Source organism: Raoultibacter timonensis (assembly GCF_022845715.1).
Lineage (GTDB): Bacteria > Actinomycetota > Coriobacteriia > Coriobacteriales > Eggerthellaceae > Raoultibacter > Raoultibacter timonensis.
In genome coordinates, this window is sequence record NZ_AP025564.1 from 2,095,485 (window position 1) to 2,116,114 (window position 20,630).

General features: G+C 59.3%; 20 protein-coding genes. 2 read left to right on the top strand and 18 right to left on the bottom strand.

Annotation, left to right across the window (positions count from 1 at the left end; translation table 11 throughout):
• The first annotated feature begins 49 nt into the window (after positions 1-49).
• Positions 50-946: a C39 family peptidase gene (locus MWL89_RS08570; protein WP_244385723.1), complete on the top strand. Its 897-nt coding sequence runs from the start codon at positions 50-52 to the stop codon at positions 944-946.
• Between the two features lie 36 nt (positions 947-982).
• Positions 983-1,228: a TIGR03905 family TSCPD domain-containing protein gene (locus MWL89_RS08575; RefSeq protein WP_102378069.1), complete on the top strand. Its 246-nt coding sequence runs from the start codon at positions 983-985 to the stop codon at positions 1,226-1,228.
• 17 nt (positions 1,229-1,245) lie between these two features.
• On the opposite strand, the gene recO is transcribed toward MWL89_RS08575, so the two are convergent.
• The 18 genes from recO to MWL89_RS08665 form a co-directional block, all read right to left on the bottom strand.
• Positions 1,246-2,019, bottom strand: coding sequence for a DNA repair protein RecO (gene recO, locus MWL89_RS08580; protein WP_102378068.1), 774 nt, complete (start codon positions 2,017-2,019; stop codon positions 1,246-1,248).
• A gap of 6 nt (positions 2,020-2,025) precedes the next feature.
• Positions 2,026-3,450 carry a PASTA domain-containing protein gene (locus MWL89_RS08585; protein ID WP_244385724.1) on the bottom strand — a complete coding sequence of 475 codons (1,425 nt, stop codon included), beginning with the start codon at positions 3,448-3,450 and terminating at the stop codon, positions 2,026-2,028.
• A 226-nt stretch (positions 3,451-3,676) separates the two neighbouring features.
• Positions 3,677-5,116 (bottom strand): MFS transporter, encoded by a 1,440-nt coding sequence (locus MWL89_RS08590; RefSeq protein ID WP_244385725.1) that lies wholly within the window; start codon positions 5,114-5,116, stop codon positions 3,677-3,679.
• A gap of 24 nt (positions 5,117-5,140) precedes the next feature.
• A complete protein-coding gene (locus MWL89_RS08595) occupies positions 5,141-5,659 on the bottom strand; it encodes a VOC family protein (protein WP_244385726.1) in 519 nt (172 codons plus the stop codon).
• A 243-nt stretch (positions 5,660-5,902) separates the two neighbouring features.
• Positions 5,903-6,715 (bottom strand): SDR family NAD(P)-dependent oxidoreductase, encoded by an 813-nt coding sequence (locus MWL89_RS08600; RefSeq protein WP_244385727.1) that lies wholly within the window; start codon positions 6,713-6,715, stop codon positions 5,903-5,905.
• A 38-nt stretch (positions 6,716-6,753) separates the two neighbouring features.
• Positions 6,754-7,005: a zinc-ribbon domain-containing protein gene (locus MWL89_RS08605; protein ID WP_244385728.1), complete on the bottom strand. Its 252-nt coding sequence runs from the start codon at positions 7,003-7,005 to the stop codon at positions 6,754-6,756.
• Positions 7,006-7,102: 97 nt separating this feature from the next.
• Entirely contained in the window at positions 7,103-7,903 is an 801-nt protein-coding gene (locus tag MWL89_RS08610; protein WP_244385729.1) for a 4Fe-4S dicluster domain-containing protein, read from the bottom strand.
• 15 nt (positions 7,904-7,918) lie between these two features.
• A complete protein-coding gene (locus MWL89_RS08615) occupies positions 7,919-10,573 on the bottom strand; it encodes a molybdopterin-dependent oxidoreductase (RefSeq protein ID WP_244385730.1) in 2,655 nt (884 codons plus the stop codon).
• 203 nt (positions 10,574-10,776) lie between these two features.
• Positions 10,777-11,475, bottom strand: a complete 699-nt coding sequence (locus tag MWL89_RS08620; RefSeq protein WP_244385731.1) for a response regulator — start codon at positions 11,473-11,475, stop codon at positions 10,777-10,779.
• Positions 11,462-12,697 (bottom strand): GAF domain-containing sensor histidine kinase, encoded by a 1,236-nt coding sequence (locus tag MWL89_RS08625; RefSeq protein ID WP_244385732.1) that lies wholly within the window; start codon positions 12,695-12,697, stop codon positions 11,462-11,464. Before MWL89_RS08625 ends, MWL89_RS08620 begins: the two co-directional genes overlap by 14 nt.
• A 20-nt stretch (positions 12,698-12,717) precedes the next feature.
• Entirely contained in the window at positions 12,718-13,008 is a 291-nt protein-coding gene (locus tag MWL89_RS08630) for a hypothetical protein (protein ID WP_244385733.1), read from the bottom strand.
• Positions 13,009-13,026: 18 nt separating this feature from the next.
• Positions 13,027-13,533 carry an FKBP-type peptidyl-prolyl cis-trans isomerase gene (locus tag MWL89_RS08635; protein ID WP_279611910.1) on the bottom strand — a complete coding sequence of 169 codons (507 nt, stop codon included), beginning with the start codon at positions 13,531-13,533 and terminating at the stop codon, positions 13,027-13,029.
• Positions 13,534-13,752: 219 nt separating this feature from the next.
• Positions 13,753-14,886 carry a C39 family peptidase gene (locus tag MWL89_RS08640; protein WP_244385734.1) on the bottom strand — a complete coding sequence of 378 codons (1,134 nt, stop codon included), beginning with the start codon at positions 14,884-14,886 and terminating at the stop codon, positions 13,753-13,755.
• A 4-nt stretch (positions 14,887-14,890) separates the two neighbouring features.
• On the bottom strand, positions 14,891-15,817 hold the full coding sequence (era, locus tag MWL89_RS08645; protein WP_244385735.1) for a GTPase Era: 927 nt from the start codon (positions 15,815-15,817) through the stop codon (positions 14,891-14,893).
• 8 nt (positions 15,818-15,825) lie between these two features.
• Positions 15,826-16,245 (bottom strand): diacylglycerol kinase family protein, encoded by a 420-nt coding sequence (locus MWL89_RS08650; RefSeq protein WP_244385736.1) that lies wholly within the window; start codon positions 16,243-16,245, stop codon positions 15,826-15,828.
• Between the two features lie 19 nt (positions 16,246-16,264).
• Positions 16,265-16,774, bottom strand: coding sequence for an rRNA maturation RNase YbeY (gene ybeY, locus MWL89_RS08655; protein ID WP_244385737.1), 510 nt, complete (start codon positions 16,772-16,774; stop codon positions 16,265-16,267).
• A 3-nt stretch (positions 16,775-16,777) separates the two neighbouring features.
• Positions 16,778-17,734: a PhoH family protein gene (locus MWL89_RS08660; protein ID WP_102378062.1), complete on the bottom strand. Its 957-nt coding sequence runs from the start codon at positions 17,732-17,734 to the stop codon at positions 16,778-16,780.
• 121 nt (positions 17,735-17,855) lie between these two features.
• Positions 17,856-20,606, bottom strand: a complete 2,751-nt coding sequence (locus MWL89_RS08665) for a hypothetical protein (RefSeq protein WP_244385738.1) — start codon at positions 20,604-20,606, stop codon at positions 17,856-17,858.
• Positions 20,607-20,630 lie beyond the last annotated feature (24 nt).

Sequence of the window (20,630 nt, forward strand, 5' to 3'; positions counted from 1 at the left end):
TGACCGGGCGGGCCCGCAACGAGACACACCCCGGCCAAGGAGGTTGACCATGCAAGCCAGGAGAAGCGAGCAGAGGCCGCATGAGAGAAACGCTGTCGACCGCATCGACCGGACCTACGGAAAAACCCCACCGCGCCCGAGGCGGGCCCAAGCCCCCGGCGCCCGCCCGCAGCCGGTCGCAAGCCAAAGCCCGTCGGCCCGCGCCCGGCAAGCCGGGCGCAACGCGGCCCCCATCCGCCCGGCTCAACCGTTTCCCCAGCATTATCCCCAACAAACGCACCGCTCTTCCGCGCGCTCGATAACAACGGCCTTCACCGCCCTGCTGCTCGTAGCCGCCGTCGGCTTTGCGGGCTGGTTCTCCCTGCAGGCCATCCAAGGAAACCATCCCGTTGCCGATGCGGCTGGCAAAAACGATCCGGGATCGGCGTTGAGCACACCGAAATCCGAGTGGAAGAAGGGCACCGTGCCCGCCCTGTACCAAACCGATCCCGATTGGGCGAACGTCCGCTACGCCGAAAACAGCTTCTCCGAAAGCGGCTGCGGCCCCACCTGCATGGCAATGGTGTATGCAGCGCTCACGGGCGCGACCGACAAGGATCCAGCCGCCATGGCGGCGCTGGCAACGGACGGCGGTTACGCGGGGCCCGACGGGACCGCATGGCTGTTCATGACGGAGGGAGCCCGAGCGCTCGGGCTCAACGCAACCGAGGTTCCCGCCGACGAGCAGAGCATTCGCAGGGAGATCGTTGCGGGACGCCCCATCATCTGCAGCATGGGGCCCGGCGACTTTACGACCACAGGGCACTTCATCGTCATCACCGACATCGATCAGAACAGCAACCTCGTCGTCCGCGACCCCAACAGCCCCGAGCGTACCGCCAAATCCTGGAGTTTCGATACCGTACTCGGACAATGCCGCGCCATGTGGAGCTACTCGCTTATATAATGAGGCCGTTCAAGACGATTTCGGCCAAGGAGCATCATGTACACCTACACCCCTCGCGGCGTCTGCCCGCGCGCAATCAACATCGAACTTGACGGGGATATCGTTTCGCACGTGGATTTCGAAGGAGGTTGCAACGGCAACCTCAAGGCCATTTCCAAGGTGGTCGAAGGAATGACCGTCGACGAGGTAGCCGAACTCTTCGAGGGAAACACGTGCGGCCGTAAACCGACCTCATGCGTCGATCAGCTCGTAAAGGGTTTGAGGCTGGCGCAGAACGCCTGAGAGCGCCGCTGCACGCGCTATTCGAACAAGCCGCTGGTGAAGAAGAACTGGAGCGATTTGAGGTTGGCTCCGACGTGTTCGCGAACCCAGCTCTGGCAAAATTGGAGCACCGAAAACGACGTCGAGAGGTCTACGTCGAACGCCTCTATCCGATCGAACGTCGATACGAGGAAAACGTTTGCCCACGCGCATACCTCGGATTGAAGGCGTATCGTCTCGTTCGAGGGCGCGCAGGCGGCGCAGATAGATCCTCCCTCGGCGTAGGACACGAAGATCGTGGATCCCGCCTGCGCAAGGTCCACGTCTTTGCCGCAGCACACGCACGTCGCAAGGCTCGGCCGAAAACCCGAAAACGCCATTGCCTTGAGAATGTGGGCGGCCGTGAGAGCCGGTACCGCCTTGATCTCCGCGCCGTCAAGATGCTCGAAAGCCGATTCCGTGAGAGCGAACAGCTTCTCGTTCTCCAAGCCGAGCTGCGTTACCCGATCGAGCAGCTCGGCCATGCCCGACGCCCCCGCGGCACGCTCCATGCTGCTGCGAATGCGCTTGAAACCCCGCACGAGACGCGCTTCCTTCACGATATCGAGGCTCCTGCCTGATGCAAGGAGCACTTCGGCGACCGCGTACAGCTCGAGTCGCGACGCGAACTGGCTCGATGGCTTTCGGGCGCCTTTCGCCACCGCTCTGATTTGCGAACCGTCTTCGGAGAGCATGGTGAGGATCAGGTCGCTCTCGCCAAGGCGCGTCTTGCGCAAGACGATGACACGCGCCCTGTAGGTTCCCGCCGCCATCGACTGCTACGAAACGCTCTCTACGGTGTTCTCGCTGCTCCACACGATCGTGATCGTGCGCTGCTTGGACGATCCGTACACGGTTTCCCCGTCGAGCGTCGTCATAGCCCGCACGGTCACCGATGTTTCCGTGGTGTTATCGCCCTTGTACGTTGTCGACCCGTCCACCGAAACGATCTCGTAGGTGGTTCCTCCGATCGTCACGGTTCCCGCGCTGCCGAGGTAATCGTTCGTGAGGGCGATGACCTCGTTCGCCCGCGACTTGGCGATCATCACGCCGACATCGGTGCCCGAGGCGATTTTGCTGCCCGCTTCGGGATCGGTTCCGATCGCGGTTCCCTCGGGGTTTTCGGCGTATACGTACGTGGAGTATCCGGAGTACCCGGCATCGGCGAGGGCGGCGAGCGCCTCGGATTCCGACATGCCCGCAACGTCGGGCACGATATAGGCTTCGGCCACCGTCACGGTGATCTTCTGATTCGACAGGGCCTTGGCTCCCGCTTCGGGATCGACGGAGAGAACCGTGCCCTCCGCTTCGTTCGACTTTTCCGTTACGTACTCGATGTTTTCGAGTCCCTCGGCCTCAAACGCACCGGCTGCTTCCTCTTGGGTCATGCCCACCACGCTGGGAACGGCTCTGTTCACCGCAAGGTGCAAAACGATTTCAGTGCCCTCTTCCATGCGGCTGCCTGCGTTCGGATCCATGAGAAGAACCGTATCCGCCGCATCGTCGGACTTCACTTCGGTCGTCCGGACCGTGAACCCAAGCGCCTCGAGCTCGTCGATGGCCTGCTGTTTTTGCATGCCCTCGACGTTGGGCACCGTTTTGCCGCCCCAAAGCTCCATGGAATACGTGATGCCTGCCGCAGCAGCGCACGCGACTAAGACGACGATCAACCCGATGATCACGAACCTTCCCTTGCCACCCCTCTTCTTTTCGGCGCCGGGAGCCTTGAATTCCTTTTTCTGAGGCGTGGCGCCGCCTTCCACCTTGGGCATTTCCATCGTATCGCCCGTTTTCCACGCGGGCGCGGGCGGCGTGTAGCCGGGCTCGACGAGAAACTCGTCGATTCCCCTCGTATCCTGGATTCGCTTCGTCGTGCCATCGCTATCGGGATCGTAGGCGTAGGGGCCCCAGTCGCCGTACTCGGGTTCCTCTTCATCGTCGATGGGATCGAAGTCGAACCCATCTTCCCCGGATTGATCGAGCACGCCCTGGCCGACGGGGGCGTCCGTCTCGTCGGCGTTGACGCCGGGGATTCTGATGTCGGGTATCTTAGACGTGTCGAGGTCGCCTCGCGGCGAATCGGCATGCTTTTCGGGCTCGACGGACAAACCGGCGATCTTGCCGCTATCGGTAAGCGGCGACCCGCATTCGCTGCAGAACTTGGCCCCTGGTATGTTTTCAAAGCTGCATTTTGGACAAATCATGCATCGGCTCCCTTTTCAATTTACTCGGGAGTATTGTAGCCGAAACGGCTACGCTTGCGTACGGGGGAAACAAGCATTTGGCCTGCGGCTAGAAAAACGCCACGATTATCGGACGGCGAGAGCGCTGAGGAGCGAAGATCGCCGCGCCGAGCATGCGCCGCCCGGCGAGACCTCCCGGACGGCGCATGCCAAAACACGCTGATCGGTTGTTCGAAAACCTACAGACTCATTCTTCTTCGAGCTTTCTCAACCTCAATGCGAACACGAGCGCACATACCGCAGCGACGATGGATACCGTCAAGGCGATCGGCATGCCGCCGACGACGCCCATCGATCCGAGAATCACCGTATAGATGGCCGTCCCGATCGCTCCGCCCAGGTTCTGCCCAACCTGAATGATCGAATTACCCTGAACGCGAATGTCGGCAGGAAGCTGAATCTGGGGACCCGCCGAGAACGCCGAGCTCTGCACGCTGTTGTAGCAGCCGGCGAAAAGCATGATGACGTAGATGACGAAGATGTTTGCATCGGGCGCCATGATGAGCAGGAGCGCCGCCGCCACGATGATGCGCATGATGCACCCGAACGAGAGAACCCCGCGCGCATTGCCCGCCTTGCCGATCATCTTGCCGAACAGCGGACTCAAGAACAGCCCCGCCACAGAGTACAGCGTAGTGGTTAAACCCGCCTCGGTAGCCGAGTGGCCCATGACCGTGATCACGTACATCGGCAAGAAGAAGAACACCGCCATGTTGGAAAACATGCAGAAGAAGTTGGCTATGCCGAAGCTCAAGGTGTTGCGGTTCCTCAATGCGGTTGCTGGAATGATGGCATTTCCCTGCTTTTTGCGAATGACGAACACGAGTGCAACGAGAGCGGCGGCCGCAACGATCAGCAAAACGTTGCTTCCGAGCGTCCCGAACGGCAAGAAGCTCGTACCGAGCGAGAGAGCGGTTATGAGTGCACCGAGAAATACGATGACGGCTATCGCGCCGGATACGTCGAACTTACCCGAAGCACTCGCCATGCCGGCGGCCTCCTCGGTCGTGGCCTTGGCACCGAAGAACACGAGCAAGCCACCCGCGAGCATAAACGGCCAAATCATGTGGCACACCCAACGCCAGCTCGCGACGTCCATGATAAATCCGCCGAGTACAGGCCCGGCCAACATGCCGATAGCCATCATGGTTCCGCATATGCCGAGGTACGTTCCGGCCTTTTGGGCTTCGAACATATCGCGTATCATCGAATAGCCCAGTACGAAGATGCCCGCACTGACGAAACCGTAGAACATCGACGGTACGACGATGGCCATCATGGTGGGAGCGAGCGCTCGTGCGAAGAGGACCACGGCACCGATGAGCAGCGAAACGGTGAACAGCGGTCGCTTGATTGCCGGGTTCTTCGCGCCGAGATAACCCCACAGGGGCATGACCGCGACGCTTATGATGCCCGAAAGCGTGCTCGCGAGCGAATAATAATCCAATCCCCCGACCTCGCTAACAGCCACCGGCAGAAGCGTCGATAGCGTCGACGATTGGATGATCGAGCCGACCACGGCAATGTAGATGCCGACGATCGTCATCATTTTCTTCGAATGAGGAGCCTCGACGAACGGATTGCGCACCGCTTCACCCGAGCCCCCTTTATCATGCTTAGTATCCATAGCTACCCCTCATGTATCGGGCCGTCACGAGCCCATTGCGCGGTACGGATCCGTCCCATCCCAACCTTCGGCGATCTTTTTGCACATGTCGACCAGATACGGCTGCGGATTATGTATCTCCACGTAGTGCCCCCACACATCCAGACAGTCGACATAGGCGACCTTCAACCCACCGCTCGATTCCATGAGCATGGCCACCTCGAATCCCGCCTCCTCAAAATCCTCGACGGCGGCGTCGAAATCGTCGACCCAGACGGAGAAGTGGTTGAACCCCTTCCGCTCGGGAACCGTGTAGGGCGTCGGATCGCTGCTCGTGGGCTTGATGAGCTCGATCTGCAGATCGCCGTACATGCCGTATGCGACCTCCATCGTGTTTTTCACCTCTTCGCCCCGAAACAGCGTCCTCTCGGGCGCGGGCGGCGTGAAATGGACGAACGGACCCGACCCGAAGAGCTTCGAGTGCGCCAGCGCCGCTTTTTCGAGATCGTCCACCACGTAACCCAACTGGTTTATTGCATACTTGTTCAAGAGCTTCTCGTACATGCGAAGCCTCCGTTCGTCGTTGGTATCGTATTCTCGGCGGGCACGACGCTTTAGATGTCGTGCCCGCCGGCCCGGTTGCATCGCCGGCGATGCGCCAAACAGACTGCAGCAGCTAACAGGCAATTCGCGTATCACTTCATCCGACGAAGATCGACCCGTCGATAAACGGGAAGATCCCCGGATCCGAGAAACGCGATGCGAATCCGCCATCGAGAGCGCAAGCCGGACACGGGCAAAGATGAATTACCCGCGTACCATGGTGTTGCCGCCGTTGACTGCAAAGAGCTGACCGGTGATGTACTGCGACATATCGCAGGCGAGAAACACCATTACCGGCGCGATGTCGATATCGGCATCGCCCATGTCGCCCTTGATGGGGTGCTTGGCGCGCCGTGACTCCATAAACTTCTCGTACTCGTCGGGCTCCATGTTCGCGACATAGGCACGATACATCGGCGTTTTGATCGTCGGCAGCACGGTGTTGCAGCGAATGTTGTATGCATGGCCCCATTCTGCGGCAATAACGCGCGTCCAGGTGGCAACGCCGGCTTTCGCCGAAGAGTACAGTCCGTCGTTAGGGGATCCGTGCAAGCCCGTTTCCGATCCGTAGTTGACGATGACGCCTTTGCCGTATTCCTGCATGAGTCGGCACGCTACCTGATCGACAAGAATGGTTCCCCACATGTCGTTGTCGAATATGTAGTTGAAATCCTCGCGCCGATATTCGATTGCGGGGCGCATCGCCTGCATGACGGCTGCACAATGTATGAGGACGTCGAATCCCCCCATATCCTCTTTTGCCTGGGCAAAGGCCTCTTCGACTTCCTTTTCCTGCTCGATGTTGCAATGCACGTAGGTGCACGATCCGGGACCGTGGGCGTTTGCCTCTTCGGCGTACTTTAATCCCTCTTCGTCCTTTACGTCTACCGACGTGACGGTCGCGCCCTGGCGCACGAACTCGTCGACCGTCGCCGACCCGATGCCGCCCGCGCCGCCGGTAACGATGATTTTCTTTCCCTCAAGCAGGTTCTTTCCCTCAAGTAAAGCCAGACCCATATCGATCACTCCTTCTGCGGCTTATACCGCTTCTCGTTTCAAGACAATGAGGTGGGAGGCTTAGGTGCCTCAGGAGGCTTGGGGGCACCCGGAGCAGCAGGTGCAACGCTGGGAGCCTTAGAGGCAACCCGCGTACCAGCCGCATCGAGCGCCGCCTGATCGGCATCGAAATCCTTAACCGAGTTATCGAGTTCGGATCCGCACGCCTCGCATACCGTAGCTACCGGCTTGTTTGTTTTCCCGCATGCCGGACACGTCTTCATCGAAATCTCCGCTGGTCTGAAACACATGATGCTCTCCTGCCTCCATTGCCTTTTCGGTCCGCCCGATCGAAGCTTGTTCGCGTGCGATCGGGCGGATGCTCCTTCGTTTACCTCGGTCGGCTACCTAGCCCAAAGCAACGTCGCCTAAACCGATGTCCTTCTCCTTGGTGCTTACTTCGAGCACGCTTGCCTTACCGTCGGCTTCGATCGTTATCGTCCAGTCGTCCTCGGGCAGTCCGCGCAACCAGAAATCGCCCCAGTCGTCGGTTGCAGCCTCGAACGTCCCGCTTTCGCCGACGGCCTTTACCTTGGCGCCGATCACGACCTCTTTGGCGTCGGGGTCGTAAACCGTTCCCGCAATGAACTTCTTCGGCAGACCCCGATAGAAGACGCGCGGCTTCGTGCCCCATTCGGGATGAAGCACCTCGGTACCCTCGAGATCGAGGTCGCCCTCTTCGCCGAACGTGATCACGTCGACATGGCAGTTGTCCACGCAGCGCGGCACGCTGATCGGCTCATCGCCATCGAGCAAATGTGCGCATCCCGTGCACTTCTGCGGAATGTTCAGCTCGTCGTTCCAGTAGATCGCGTGATAGGGGCAGGCTTCCATGATGGCCCTCTGGCCCTTCGCCTTCGCGGGATCGATGAGCACGAGGCCGTCGTCGCGACGGTACACCGCCCCGTCCTTCGCCGCCTTCATGCAAGGCGCATTCTCGCAGTGATTGCACATGACGGGCATGTACGTTACCTTCACGTGCGGGCGGCTTCCGCGTTCGTACTGATTGAGCTTCAACCAAAAATGCCCCACCTCCGGCTGCGGCTTTGCGTAGGGCGACCAATCGTTGCCGACGTGCTCGTCCTTGCAGCCGATCTGGCAATCATGGCACCCAACGCATTTTTCCATATCAATGAGAAATGCCTTCATGACGATCCTTCCTTCCTAATCCTCGACCCACGAGCGGTAATTGATGCCGATGGCCGGATCGTAATCGCGCGCGAAGGCATCGGGGTACTCGGTTTTCCATTGGTTCATCTCGGCGTCCTCGACTTTCGCCGCTTCAACCAGATACCCTGAAACCGCGAATCCCTTGCAGTGCTTGGAAACCTGATCCGTCGGGCTGATGAGATTCGTCGAACCGCCGCGATCGAGGTGCGGTGCGATCGGGTCGACGCGCGAGCCCTTGTGAACCATGACCGATCCGGGAATGACGCGCTCCGATATACGCGCACCAGTGAGAATCGTCCCGCGGTCGTTGTAAACCTTCACGATGTCGCCCGCCTCGATGCCGCGAGCCTCGGCGTCGTCGGGATTGATCCAGATAGGTTCGTAGAGATAGCCGTCCTTGCCCTTGACCTTGCAGGTTTCGATCTCGCGGAACCATTTGATGTCATCACCTTGCACATGCACGCGGAAGCGAGCAGGATTGGCAACGAGGAGCAGCGGGTAATCATGGCATCGCTCGCCCCACAGACTTTCGTCGTGATACCACCCGTCGGACTTCGGGCCTCCCGTAATCCAACGCGCCATCGGCGTACGTTCGAAATCATCGGGGAAATTCTCAGCGAGGGCGTCCGACCAGAATTCGAGCTTCCCGCTTGGTGTGTCAAGTGGCCAGCTCTCGGGATCTTCGTAAAAACCCCGCATGCCGGGAAGGACGGAATCAGCATCGGGATCCTGATGCGGGAAGTAGTAGCCGCGTTTTTGGAAATCCTCCCAACTGATTTCCTCCCCTAAGCGCGATTGATCGAAACCGTATTTATGCCATTCGGCATAGCTCATGCCCATATCGATCTCGTCGCGCAGCCCAAAGCGCTCGGCGATCTTGCAGGCGATCTCGAAATCAGAGAACGATTCGCCGACGCGATCGCAACCGGAAGGAGTAAGCGCCGCAGAACGCATTGAGACCACCATCGAGGCGCCGACCGTATCGTCGTCCTCGATGCAGGTGGTAACCGGCAGTACCAGATCAGCGAACAACGAGTCGTTTTCAAGCCATTGGTGGTTTGTGATAAAGCATTCCACCTCGTCGGAGCGAATAGCATCCTGATAGTTGAACCCGCCGTCCCAGCAGCTCATGTTGCAGGGCTTTTCGGACCAGAGCAAGTGTATCTTGCTTCCGCCCTGATCAGCAGGTGCAGGATAGTTGAATTCCTGGAACTGCTCGGTCGTATCGACGTATACGATGCACGGGCTCCCCCACCATGTAACCTGCCCTTCCTGAAGAGCTCGGGCGACCATAGTGCGCGGTAGCGATTGAACGCTCGGGTAAAACATACGGCTCTGCGTGGTAGACGTGAACGGAGCCGACGTCGAGCGGGCGATGGTTTCCTTGCCGATGAGCGACGCGTTCATAAATGCCTGCTGAACGCCTGGCCCCCCGAAACCCTGCATGCCGAGGAGATAGGCATGAGTGCGACCTGGTTCATGCGAGTACGGGCCTTTGATGGCACCGGAGCTGAAGTGTACCGAAGCGGTAACTTTGTTCGCGCGATTGCGCGCATAGGCCTTAATCGTCCATTCGGGAACACCGCAGCGCTCGGCAGCCCATGCTGGAGTCTTGGGGATCCCCTCCTCGTCTTCGCCGAGCACGTACGCCTTCACCTTATCGAACCCGACAGAATGCGTTGCAATGTATTCCTTGTCGTACAGATCTTCGGTAATCCAAACGTACATGACCGCAAAGTCGAGTGCCGCATCGGTGTTCGGCAGAATCGGAATCCACTTGATCGTATCATGGCAAACTGCCGTATAGTTGCAGAACGGGTCGACGACCACGAACTCCTTGCCGATCTTTTCCCAGAACTTCAAAAGGCGCGACCACATTTGGCTCGCATAGTTCTGCGTTAGCTCCCAGTCGCCAGCCGCGAATGCGATGAGTTCGGAATTCTCGGAAATATCTTTGAGAACGTGCCATGGGTTGTAGCCGGTCTGCGGGGGTGCGGGCATGCCGAGGCCCTTGTTGCAGCCCGAGCCCCAGAAGTGCTTTGCTCCCCAGTACCATCCCTCGACCGAGTCCGGCGTGCGCGTCTCGCGCGTATAGCCTCCGAGCTTGCTCATGAGCGTGGCGTGCATGCCGCCGCCCGCATGGAGGTCCTTCGACTCGCGATGCCCGTCCTCGCCGATGCAGAGCACCGTATAGGGGCCGTACTTGTCGATGACGCGCCTTAGCTCCGATTCGATAATGTCGAGGGCCTCGTCCCAGCTTATGCGCTCGAACTTCGATTTCCCCCTGTTCTTGGCGTTGATCTTCGCGGGATCTCCTCCCGGCTCCCAGTCGATACGCTTGAGCGGATGCATAACGCGGTTCTTCGAATACACGCGATTCTTATACGCCAGTGCAAAGTAGTTCGGCGCCGACTTGTACCCAGGCGTGAACACCTCGTCCCCAACCTGAATCTTCCACATGGAAGGAGCGAGCTCCTCCTCGGTGTAGGTATCCAGGTAATTGACGGGGCGAATTCGAACGATCTTGCCGTCCCGAGCATCGACAGCCGTCAGATCGCCCCCCGTGCCGCCGCACGCGATGCTCTGCACCGTCGTTGTCTCCGGTTTTTGGCGAACGCCAGAAGCCGTACCGGCTTTTCCTTCCTTCATCTGTACCCCTTCCTACGATAGGAACACGACCTCGTATGGAGGTCCATGATGTTCTATTGTAGGAAGATCGATACTGATCGATAATCCTCAGGCGGCCACGATCAGCTGTGCCGATCAGGTATTATCGCCGCTGCTTGAAACCGCCTAAGCGACCCGACCGGCCAAGCCGCGTACCCGATTGGGTACATCCCAAGACGAAGGCCTCACTCTGCAAGACCGGCTTTGATGGCATACACGGCAACCTGAACGCGATTCGAGAGGTAAAGCTTTTGCATGATCAGACTCAGGTGCTTCTTAACCGTCCCAGCGCTCAAATACAGTTGGGCGCCAATTTCTTCGTTCGAGAGACCCTGGGCGACAAGCCTCAGGATTCGGATGTCCCGCTCGGTGAGCTTCTCGCAAAGGTTCGCCTCGTTCGGTTTTGCACCGTACAGCGACCCCGTGCTTCCAGAGGTAAGCTCCTCGAGAACCCGTGCCGTAACGGCACCGGAAAGAGCAGCTTCCCCCCTCACCACACCCTGCAACCGATTACGGAGCTGCCGGGAAGGCATGTCCTTCAAAATATAACCCTGCGCCCCGTTGTACAATGCACCGAAAAGGTATTCATCGTCTGCGGCAACCGTCAGCATGACGACGGACAATTCAGGGTTCTCTTTGCATATGACGCCCGCTGCCTCAACGCCGTCCATAACGGGCATTTGCACGTCCATAAGGACGAGATCGAGAGAATGCGTTCGGCAGAATCCTACAGCCTCTTTCCCGTTCGAGGCTTCGCCTATCACAGAGAATTCAGGCCATCTTCGGATAAGCTCGCGAAGGCCTTCCCTATACAGCACTTGATCGTCAACCAGAAGGACCCTTACGGGGTTTTCAGCCGACAGGCTCTCCTCAATGGTCATCATAGCGCCTTCTTTCCCCCATGTCGGACATGCTGCTCCTCGGAATATCCACGCAAACGGTCGTTCCCGCTTCCCCCGAGAGAATCGACAGCGTTCCTCCAGCAACATCGGCTCGCTCATGCATGATTCTCAAGCCAAGCCTCTCTGGCGCCACTGAGCGAGGATCGAACCCCTTGCCGTCGTCCTCGACCGTCATGGTAAGGCAACGCGCGCTTTCGGCTATCTCCACTGTAATGCGGCTCGCTTGCGCATGCCTCAACGTATTCGATAGGCACTCATTGAGAATGCGTGTAAGCTGCATCGACGTTTGCAAGGGGACAACCAAAGGTCTGCTTACCGTCTTCACCTGGAGTTTCACGGGTATCCCCCAGTTCTTCTCAAAGTGAGCGATGCATTCCTCGACACCCTCGATGAGACCATCGGTCCTCTCAAGCGGTATGCGCAGGGAAAGCATCTCGTCCCTGAGTATTCTCATGACTTTTCCGCAGGTATCCTCCAGCCTTTCAAGATCGGCGCGAAGCGCTTCGTCGTCTTCCGCTTCGTACGATTCAAGGGCCGTCGAGGCGTTAAGCGACAACGATCCGATGAGCTGCGATATGTTATCGTGGATTTCCGAACTCAAACGCTTGCGCTCAGCTAGAACCTGGAGTTCGGAGGCCTTCTTCGTAATCTGGATCCTGCGAATCGCAACGCCGAGTATGCGCCCGATCTTCTGCAGGTACTCGAGGCCGTCGTCATCCCAAGATATTGCCGCCGAATATACGACCGAGCACATGCCTACCACCTCGCCTTCGGCGACAAGCGGTATGCTCACGGCGCTTTTGAAGCCATGCTCGAAGGCTTCGACGGGGATCCTGTCTTCTCTATGCGGATGCTCGTAATCCATGACGATCGGCTCGAGCGTCTTCACCATCCATTGCATTCGGCCGATCGACATAGGCAGGGCATCTTCCCATTCCGATTGATGGTACCCGTTTGCATGGTATGCGAGTTTTACGAACCGATCGCTTCCAGCCGCCGTAAGGTGCAGATGGACTTGATTGCATCTGAGCACGTCGGCGAGTGCATCGACAATGCGCTGGTACACGAGTTCGGGCTCGGCGGACCACGCTGTGGCCTCGCAGATCCTCGTCAGGCTCTCGCACCTCCGCTGCCATCTGTGTTGGTCGAGGCAGCTTCCCAAGACCGTATCGGAACCTCCACACCCGATCCCGTATTCTTCCATGGCCCGCCTCCGTATCCGGTTTACGGCAGGTCGACGGGGGCCTCCTGCCCTGTCGTCACGTTGAACCATCGACCGCTTATTTTCACAAACAGAGGTTTGAGCACGATGCCGCCACCATGTCTGCCCGTACCCAAATAGACGATGTCTTGGTCATCGTCATCCGCTTCCGTCCAAAGATTAGTTTTGAGCTCATGGTACCTGCGTCCGCCGAAGTCGACAAGCACAAATCTTTCCCTATCCATGTCGCATATGGGGATCTCCGCTATCCCCCTGCTGCTCAGATGCATCTTAACCACTCGTGCGCTAATCATAATACGATCCCTGCTTGCCTACGAAGCGGAAAGCGCTTTCTTCAAGCGATCGCAGCCGCATGCGCAACCCGCAGGATGCCGTTCGCGTTCGATCGCGGATTCATGCCGCACCGATTCGAGCCGTATGAGAAAGGTGAGGTCGCGTCCCGCAAGTTCGTGGTTGTGATCGAAAAAGATGTAGCCGTTTTCGATCTTGTCCACTTTGACGCGCAAGGGCTCCGAACCGATCGACATGACGATGTATTCGCCAACGGGCAGCTGTTCGGCATGCGGAAAAGCGTCGACAGGTACCATTTCAACAAGGGATTCGTCATAGGGGCCGTACGCCTTCTCCGCAGGGATCCGAACCGTCCGTTCCTCGCCCGGCTCCATGTCGCCGACAACCCGCTCGAATGCGGGAAGCATCGTCCTCGATCCCACGATGAACTCAAGGGGCTCTCCCCTTCGAACGCTGCTATCGAACTCCGAACCGTCGTCAAGCGTTCCCACGTAATGGACCAAAACCTTTTGACCTGTCTCGACCATATCATCCCCCTGAGATCGACTCACCATGACCGCTCGCTTCAATGCCGGCAACGATAATGCGAGCAGCTCGGCAGAGTCGGCATCGCACAACCTGGTGGTTAGTGTACACCCGTCCAGATGCTGCATCGCGATCTGAGGCCGATCGGGTCCAATCAATAGCCTATCAGGTATTGTTCAATCATGCCGCGCTTCGAAGCGTATGCGTCGTCCTGCGAAACCTTAAGCAAGCGCGTAGGAGTACAGCGCCTTGGTCTGGCCGATAACCTGATCGATGTCCCAGGTCTTCGAGGAGCGTTCTGCCGAATACGGATCGTTCACCGAAACGGCGCCGTCGTCGGCGATGCCGGTGATGACGAAATAGTGTCCGCCTTCCGTGAAATCCCCGGGGCCGACGTTGCATATCACCACGTTGCCGCCCTCGAGCGTTTCCCGCAGAGCATCGGAGCTCACCCCGATCTCGGTGCACGACAGGCCGAGGCTTGCCGCCTCGTTGACGAGAAACGCTCCGTCGGTGCCCTCGTACTGGGTCATATACCCGCCGTTTTGAGCGCGCAAACCCATGTCGTAGGGAGTTATGTCGGTTTTGCCGGTCAACCCCATGTACACCATGGATAGCGAGGTCGGGCAGCAGCCGGTCAACGCGAACGTGGTCGAAGAGTAGACGGTATAGCCCCATCGCGGATCCCATTGGTACAGCCGGGGAACCGACGAGTCTGCGATCTCATCCTCGTAGGGGTCTCCCCCGTCAGCGGGGTAGAATTCGGGGAACCCCCGCACGAACGCAACCGCTTCCGGTTCGTCCACGGCAAGTTTGAGCAGCTTGTATTGCACGACATCGCCGTCCACCGCATAATCGTTCGCATGGTTCGCTATCCAAGCGATATCGCTGTTGCCGGCCGCCGCCGTCTCGAGCCTGCCGGTAAGCTCGGCATCGAGGCCTTCGGGGATGCTGACCGGCTCGGGTTCGCCGCCCTGCCCCTCGTCTTGCACGGACTCGTCGGGCTCGGGGGTCTGTTCTGCCGAGCAGCTGTGAGCGAGGCTCGCAATGCCGAACACGAGAAGGGCGGAAACGAGAATCGCACCGAGGACAATGGCGATGCGCCTGAGTCCTACGGCCCCGACAAACCCCCGCACCGCCCCGCCGAGCGCTCCCGCAACGCCCGACCCGCCTTGGGGTTCATCCTTTTCGCTTTGCTCGGCCCGCCGCATCCCACGGCTTTCCGACCGCTCGCGGCGACTGCCTTTCGCAGGCCGTTTGCCCTCCTCTACAGCCCGTCGTTCCTGACGGGCAGCAAGCCGCTCCCGCGCGCGCCTGCGCGCTTCCTCGGCATCGTTGGGCACCCGGTTCGCCATAGGCTCACAATCCTTCGCCGTACCCGAAGCGCCGTATCTGGGTAAGATCGCGCCTCCAGTTCTTCTTCACCTTTACCGTAAGGTCGAGAAACACCTTGCATCCGAGCAGCTGCTCGAGATCTTCGCGGGCTTGCGTGCCCACCTGCTTGATGGCCGAGCCGCCCTTCCCGATTATCATGCCCTTCTGGCTCTCGCGCTCGACGTACACGACCGCGAATATCCTGTACATGTCCTTGGCCCGCACGTATTCGAGCTCGTCGGTTACGACGCCGATCGCATGCGGTATCTCCTCGCGAAAGCTCCTCAGGATCTTCTCCCTGATGAACTCCGCAATGATGACTTCGAGCGATTGGTCGGTATCCATATCGTCGGGAAACCATTTGGGCCCGGCGGGCAAGAAGCTCTCGGCAAGGTCGACGAACGCCTCGACGTTGCTCCCCGTTTCCGCAGACACTTCCACGACGCCGTCCCAATCGGCCAAAGACTCGGCTGCAAGCCTTTGCTTCTCGATCTCGTCGGCGCTCGCAAGGTCGGTCTTGGTGATGACGAGGATGCGCTTCGCTTTCGCGCCCCTCACATGCTCTGCGACCCATTCGTCGCCCGTTCCGATCGGCTTCGAGGCGTCGATGAGCATGGCGACGACATCGACGTCTTCGAGCGCCTTCAAGGCTGACGTGTTGAGCTCCTCTCCAAGCGCATCATGGGGCTTGTGAAGCCCGGGCGTATCCACCATGACGAGCTGGAACCCGGGACGCGTGAGCACGGCCCTGAACCGATGGCGGGTCGTCTGCGCCGTATTGGACGTTATGGCGATCTTCTTTCCCATCACGGCGTTGATGAGCGTCGACTTACCGGCGTTCGGCCTTCCGACCAGTGTCACGAAACCCGATCTGAACGAGGATTCGCCGTCGTGTTCGAGTTTTTCATCCATGTAACCTCCTAGAAGCCCATCAAAGCCATGACGGGCGGAACGAATACGATTGCCGCAACGATGACCGATCCGATCGCGCAGACGAGGACCGCACCGGCGGCGCAGTCTTTTGCGTGCTTGGCGAGCTCCGAATACGCAGGCGAAACGAGATCGACCGCTGCCTCGATCGCCGTGTTCATGCACTCGAACGCGAACACGACAACGATGCAGACGGCGATGGCCGTCCATCCCCAGAGCTCGATTCCCAACGCGATGCCGAGGATAGCGGCAAGCAAGGCCACCGCAAGGTGTATCTTCATGTTGCGCTGCGTATTGAACGCATGGGCTATGCCGCACGCCGCGCACGAAAAGGCCCGGCCGAGCGAAAAACGCTCGCCGACCTGCTTATCCTTCGCGTTGCGGACAAACCGCTTGCGCCCATCTCCCATGCTCTCGACCTTTGCTGTTCTATTGGACCGGAGCAGAACCCGCATTCCCCGTCGCGCTTACCGAAACTCTGCGCTTCGTCCACGCTTCGAGGATCTCAGCCTCGAGCGATTCCATGCGCTCGGCCTCGTCGTCCTCCACATGATCGTATCCGCAGAGGTGGAGCAGCCCGTGCACGAGCAGCAAGCTTATCTCCTCTTCGAACGTCGTTCCGAATTCCGCCGTCTGGCGGATAGCCACATCGGGCGCGATGACCACGTCGCCGAGCGTCAGCACCGCCTCCTCGACGCCGAACATGGCCGAAAGATCTTCGTCAGGGCCGTCGCATTCGAACGACAGCACATCGGTCGGACCCTCTTTTCCGCGGTAGCGCTTGTTGAGCTCGGCGATCGCCTCGTCGGTGACGAAGCTGATCGAGACCTCGGTATTGAACGGCTTTCCCTCGTGATTGAGCACGAATACGGCAAGGCCCTCGATCGGCAGCGCCTCGAGCTCTTCCTTGCGATGCTGGTAATCGATCTGTACATCCATGGTTTACCGCTTCCTTTCAGCAGAATCGTACGCGGCGACGATGGCGGCCACGAGCGAATGGCGCACCACGTCTTTGCCGGTGAAATCGCAAAACGAGATGTCGTTGAGACCTTCGAGGATCGCGCGTACGTTTTTGAGCCCCGAAACGCCACGCGGCAGATCGAGCTGCGTGACATCGCCCGTCACGACCATCTTCGAACCGAATCCGAGCCGCGTTAAGAACATCTTCATCTGCTCGGGCGTGGTGTTCTGCGCCTCGTCGAGAATGATGAAGCTGTCGTTGAGCGTGCGCCCGCGCATGAACGCCAAGGGGGCGATCTCGATGACGCCTCCCTCGATGAGCTGGTTCGCCTTCTCCATGTCGGTCATGTCGAACAGCGCGTCGTAGAGGGGCCTGATGTAGGGATCCACCTTCTCGGTGAGCGTGCCGGGCAGAAACCCGAGGCTCTCGCCGGCCTCCACCACGGGACGGGTGAGAATGATGCGGCCGACCTCCTTGCGCTTGAGCGCGGCGACGGCCATGGCCATGGCAAGATAGGTTTTCCCGGTTCCCGCAGGGCCGATGCCGAACGTGATCGTGTTTTCCCGAATCGCGTCGACGTAGCGCTTCTGCCCGGCGGTCTTCGGGCGTATGGCGCGCCCGCGATACGTGAGCAGAATGTCCTCGCGCAGCGCCTGCGGGGCGAACTCCGCCGTATGGAGCAGATCGATGGCGTGGCGCACGTACTCGAGCGTCGGCTCGTTGCCGCTCTCGACCATCTTGATCATATCCGAGAACAGCGCCGTCAGGGACTGCACTTCGAGCGGATCGCCCGAAAGCTCGATAGTCGTACCCCTTACGGTGATGCGGGCACCGAAGGCATCCTGGATGGCATGGAGCAGCTCGTCGGCCTGCCCGACGATCTGGACCATGCTCACGTTGTCGGGGGCGGTGAGGGTAATTTGCGTTTGATCTGTCATATCGCCATTGTACCATGCGCCCATAAAACGCATGGTGACGTAACCAAACCGACACCGCACCAAAACGGCGGTCCCGATCGAACGGGACCGCCGATGCTTGCTGCGCGCAATCGATTCGAACCTATCTGCGCCCGCCCCGCGTCGAGCGCCGGCGAAGGTGCGCCGATGCGACGATCAGCGCAGCGCAAACGGCCATGCCGACTCCCGCCAAGGCGGCGTCGCCGACAGGATCGCCCGTCGTCGGGAACCGCATCGTTTCGTACGCGCGTTTTACAGAACCCGCATCGGTTTGCGGAAGCGGCTTCGGATCGTCTTGACCATCCGGTTCCCCCGTTGTCCCCGATGGGCGGCTATCGGGATTCTCCGGATTGCCATCGGGGCTTTCAGGATTGTCTCCGCCGCCCGAATCTCCCCCGGGATTATGGGGGTCATCGGGATCGATCGGTTCCGGATCCCCGTACACAAGCGAATACACCGAGAACCGATCCGTCTCGAATGTGATCGTAGCGGGGTCGCCGTCGAGATCCTGAAGCTCCGTCACTTCGATGCCCCCGTCATCCAGTTTATGGAACCGCATGACGGAAAACGTGCGGTTTTCGGCAATTGCCTCTTGGGGAATCTCGAGGCAGAAACGCAATCGAGATCCCGTTTGCTGTACCGACGAAACGGATGATTCAACACCGTCGACCGACTTGACGAGATCGATGTCGAGATGATACGCCAACGTGCATCCATGCTCCGCAAAAGCTTGATCGACAACCGCCGCAACCTCGGACGGAACCTCCTCGAGCATCGCAACGTGAAGGGAGAAGCCGATGAGCGAACCTTGCTCCATGGCGTTTCGATCTTCGTCGGTGAGCAGCCGATCGGCCAACCCCGCAACGTTTTCGACCGAAACCGACGGCATGCCGGGCTCCTCCGGGACGACCGTCTCAATCGCTCCTGGACCGGGAGGCACCTCGTCTCCCACGCGCCAAACCGAAGACCGGTACCCGTCGATTTCTTCAACAGCGTGCTTGAGGCTTCCTCCTACGCGAGAAAACCAGTTCGATTGCGATACCTCGTCCTTGCATACGACCGCCGGCTCCCCTTCGGCGATTCCCGAAATCGATAGTTTAACCGGGTTCCCAGGCGCCTTTCCGACGAACGAGTCGATGTGCAGAGGCGAAGAAATCGACGCGGTATCGAAACAGGCGAACAGTTGGATCTCGTTCGCCGATCCGACGATGTCGATAGCGCTCTTGCCGACGATCGGCACGATTTTTTCCCCGACGAGCACGCCTCCTGCAAGCTGTTCCACCCACGATGCCTCGATCGACACCGAAACGGAATTCGGTTCCACCGGCGAGGCGGCAACATCGTCTGTCTCGCCGCCAGCGTACAGCACGCTCGAAAACCAAACGTCGTCGTACATCGTATTCGAAACGTTGCGTAGCGCAACGCGTGAATCTAAGACGCGTGCATTACCGCCCGAACCGGCATCTCCGCTCCCGTAGATGTTTCCTCCCCCAACGCAATCGCTCATCGCAACCGATACGGTACCCGAGATCGAAGCATCCGCTCCGGCACCTTGCGCATTTCCCCCGGCAAACGTCGCACCCGCAACATAGCTGCCGAATTGCGTGCTAACGGGATACGCGGAATCGCGGACGGTTACGCTCGCCGAACCAGCACGGGCCGCACCGCCGTTGTACGCCTCCCCGCCGCCAAAAAAATAACCGTATAGATTGCTGCAGTTCTTTATCTCAACCGCCGCATGGCCGAACACATCGGCCATGCCACCCGAATGAGCCGATCCGCCACCTTGAACCGACATCGCTTCGTCGCCATCGACCACTACCGAAACGGAATCCGCGGTTGCGCTCGTATTGGCCCCGTTCGCATAACCCGCCCCGTAAACCTCGCGTATATCAACGTCGGTGCACTGAACCTCGATATGCCCTCGAACATCCGCCGTCGCACTACCCGTAGCGCCGCTTGCGAGTTCCGCGCTGCCGCCACCGCGAAGCGAGTACGTTCGTCCTGCAACACTGGCATACGTCGATCCGACCGAAGCAGAGGCGTTGTAGCCCTTCTGCGAGAACGCCGATCCTCCTCCGTAGAGATTTCCGTGATTTCCCGTCGGCGTTGCCGAAACGACAACCGACGCAGCCCCCGCTACGTTTGCCGAAGCGTCTCCCTTGTACGCATTCGCATATCCGCCCCCGTGCACCGTTCCCGCATCGACGTTTCCCGTAATCGTCACGGTGGCATTCCCCGAAACATCGGCCGAACCCGATCCGTCGGAGTACCCTCCCCCGTATACGGTGCCGATTTTCACTCCCCCTATCCTGATGTTCGTATCTCCGTCAACCGGGGTGTTCTTCCCGCCGCCGTAAACCGTGCTCAGGCTACTCAACGCCGGCGTGAGCTTCTCGGTTCCGCTCTCGTCGAAAACGTAGAGTTTTCCATCGGAATCCCTCTTTATCGTTACGGCAACACCGTTGGCGTACAGGGTCGAGCCATCGATCAGGATGCCCCGATCGGACTGCACCCTATCGGTTTGCATGGAAGCAGTTGCCGTTTCCGTTTCAAGAGGTTCCGAACCGGAGTCGTCGATGCCGTTGCCGATCCCGTCAACGGCTTCTTCGTCTTCGGCGATCCCGCTACCGCCGAAGACGGCGTCCGGGGTGCCTTCGTCTACCGATCCTTCCTCTTGAGCGGTTTCGGGCTCACCGCCAAAGGGTTCCTCCATCGATGTGTTTCCGAATTCGTCCCGAGACAGGGGAGCTTCTTCGGCTTGAGCCGAGAAACCCGAGAGGATCGATGTCAGCGACATGACGAGAATGATTGAAAGCGCACACGATCCAAAGGTGCGAACACGATGCAGCATAGCCTTGTTCCTTCTACGATGTAC

Excerpts from the sequence above, each read along its gene's own strand:
- MWL89_RS08630 (WP_244385733.1), bottom strand. The coding sequence starts at position 13,008 with ATGATTAGCGCACGAGTGGTTAAGATGCATCTGAGCAGCAGGGGGATA.
- MWL89_RS08610 (WP_244385729.1), bottom strand. The coding sequence starts at position 7,903 with ATGAAGGCATTTCTCATTGATATGGAAAAATGCGTTGGGTGCCATGAT.
- MWL89_RS08595 (WP_244385726.1), bottom strand. The coding sequence starts at position 5,659 with ATGTACGAGAAGCTCTTGAACAAGTATGCAATAAACCAGTTGGGTTAC.
- MWL89_RS08660 (WP_102378062.1), bottom strand. The coding sequence starts at position 17,734 with ATGACAGATCAAACGCAAATTACCCTCACCGCCCCCGACAACGTGAGC.
- MWL89_RS08615 (WP_244385730.1), bottom strand. The coding sequence starts at position 10,573 with ATGAAGGAAGGAAAAGCCGGTACGGCTTCTGGCGTTCGCCAAAAACCG.
- MWL89_RS08620 (WP_244385731.1), bottom strand. The coding sequence starts at position 11,475 with ATGATGACCATTGAGGAGAGCCTGTCGGCTGAAAACCCCGTAAGGGTC.
- MWL89_RS08665 (WP_244385738.1), bottom strand. The coding sequence starts at position 20,606 with ATGCTGCATCGTGTTCGCACCTTTGGATCGTGTGCGCTTTCAATCATT.
- recO (WP_102378068.1), bottom strand. The coding sequence starts at position 2,019 with ATGGCGGCGGGAACCTACAGGGCGCGTGTCATCGTCTTGCGCAAGACG.
- MWL89_RS08570 (WP_244385723.1), top strand. The coding sequence starts at position 50 with ATGCAAGCCAGGAGAAGCGAGCAGAGGCCGCATGAGAGAAACGCTGTC.
- MWL89_RS08575 (WP_102378069.1), top strand. The coding sequence starts at position 983 with ATGTACACCTACACCCCTCGCGGCGTCTGCCCGCGCGCAATCAACATC.
- MWL89_RS08600 (WP_244385727.1), bottom strand. The coding sequence starts at position 6,715 with ATGGGTCTGGCTTTACTTGAGGGAAAGAACCTGCTTGAGGGAAAGAAA.
- MWL89_RS08590 (WP_244385725.1), bottom strand. The coding sequence starts at position 5,116 with ATGGATACTAAGCATGATAAAGGGGGCTCGGGTGAAGCGGTGCGCAAT.
- MWL89_RS08640 (WP_244385734.1), bottom strand. The coding sequence starts at position 14,886 with ATGGCGAACCGGGTGCCCAACGATGCCGAGGAAGCGCGCAGGCGCGCG.
- MWL89_RS08585 (WP_244385724.1), bottom strand. The coding sequence starts at position 3,450 with ATGATTTGTCCAAAATGCAGCTTTGAAAACATACCAGGGGCCAAGTTC.
- MWL89_RS08650 (WP_244385736.1), bottom strand. The coding sequence starts at position 16,245 with ATGGGAGATGGGCGCAAGCGGTTTGTCCGCAACGCGAAGGATAAGCAG.
- ybeY (WP_244385737.1), bottom strand. The coding sequence starts at position 16,774 with ATGGATGTACAGATCGATTACCAGCATCGCAAGGAAGAGCTCGAGGCG.
- era (WP_244385735.1), bottom strand. The coding sequence starts at position 15,817 with ATGGATGAAAAACTCGAACACGACGGCGAATCCTCGTTCAGATCGGGT.
- MWL89_RS08635 (WP_279611910.1), bottom strand. The coding sequence starts at position 13,533 with ATGGTCGAGACAGGTCAAAAGGTTTTGGTCCATTACGTGGGAACGCTT.
- MWL89_RS08625 (WP_244385732.1), bottom strand. The coding sequence starts at position 12,697 with ATGGAAGAATACGGGATCGGGTGTGGAGGTTCCGATACGGTCTTGGGA.
- MWL89_RS08605 (WP_244385728.1), bottom strand. The coding sequence starts at position 7,005 with ATGTGTTTCAGACCAGCGGAGATTTCGATGAAGACGTGTCCGGCATGC.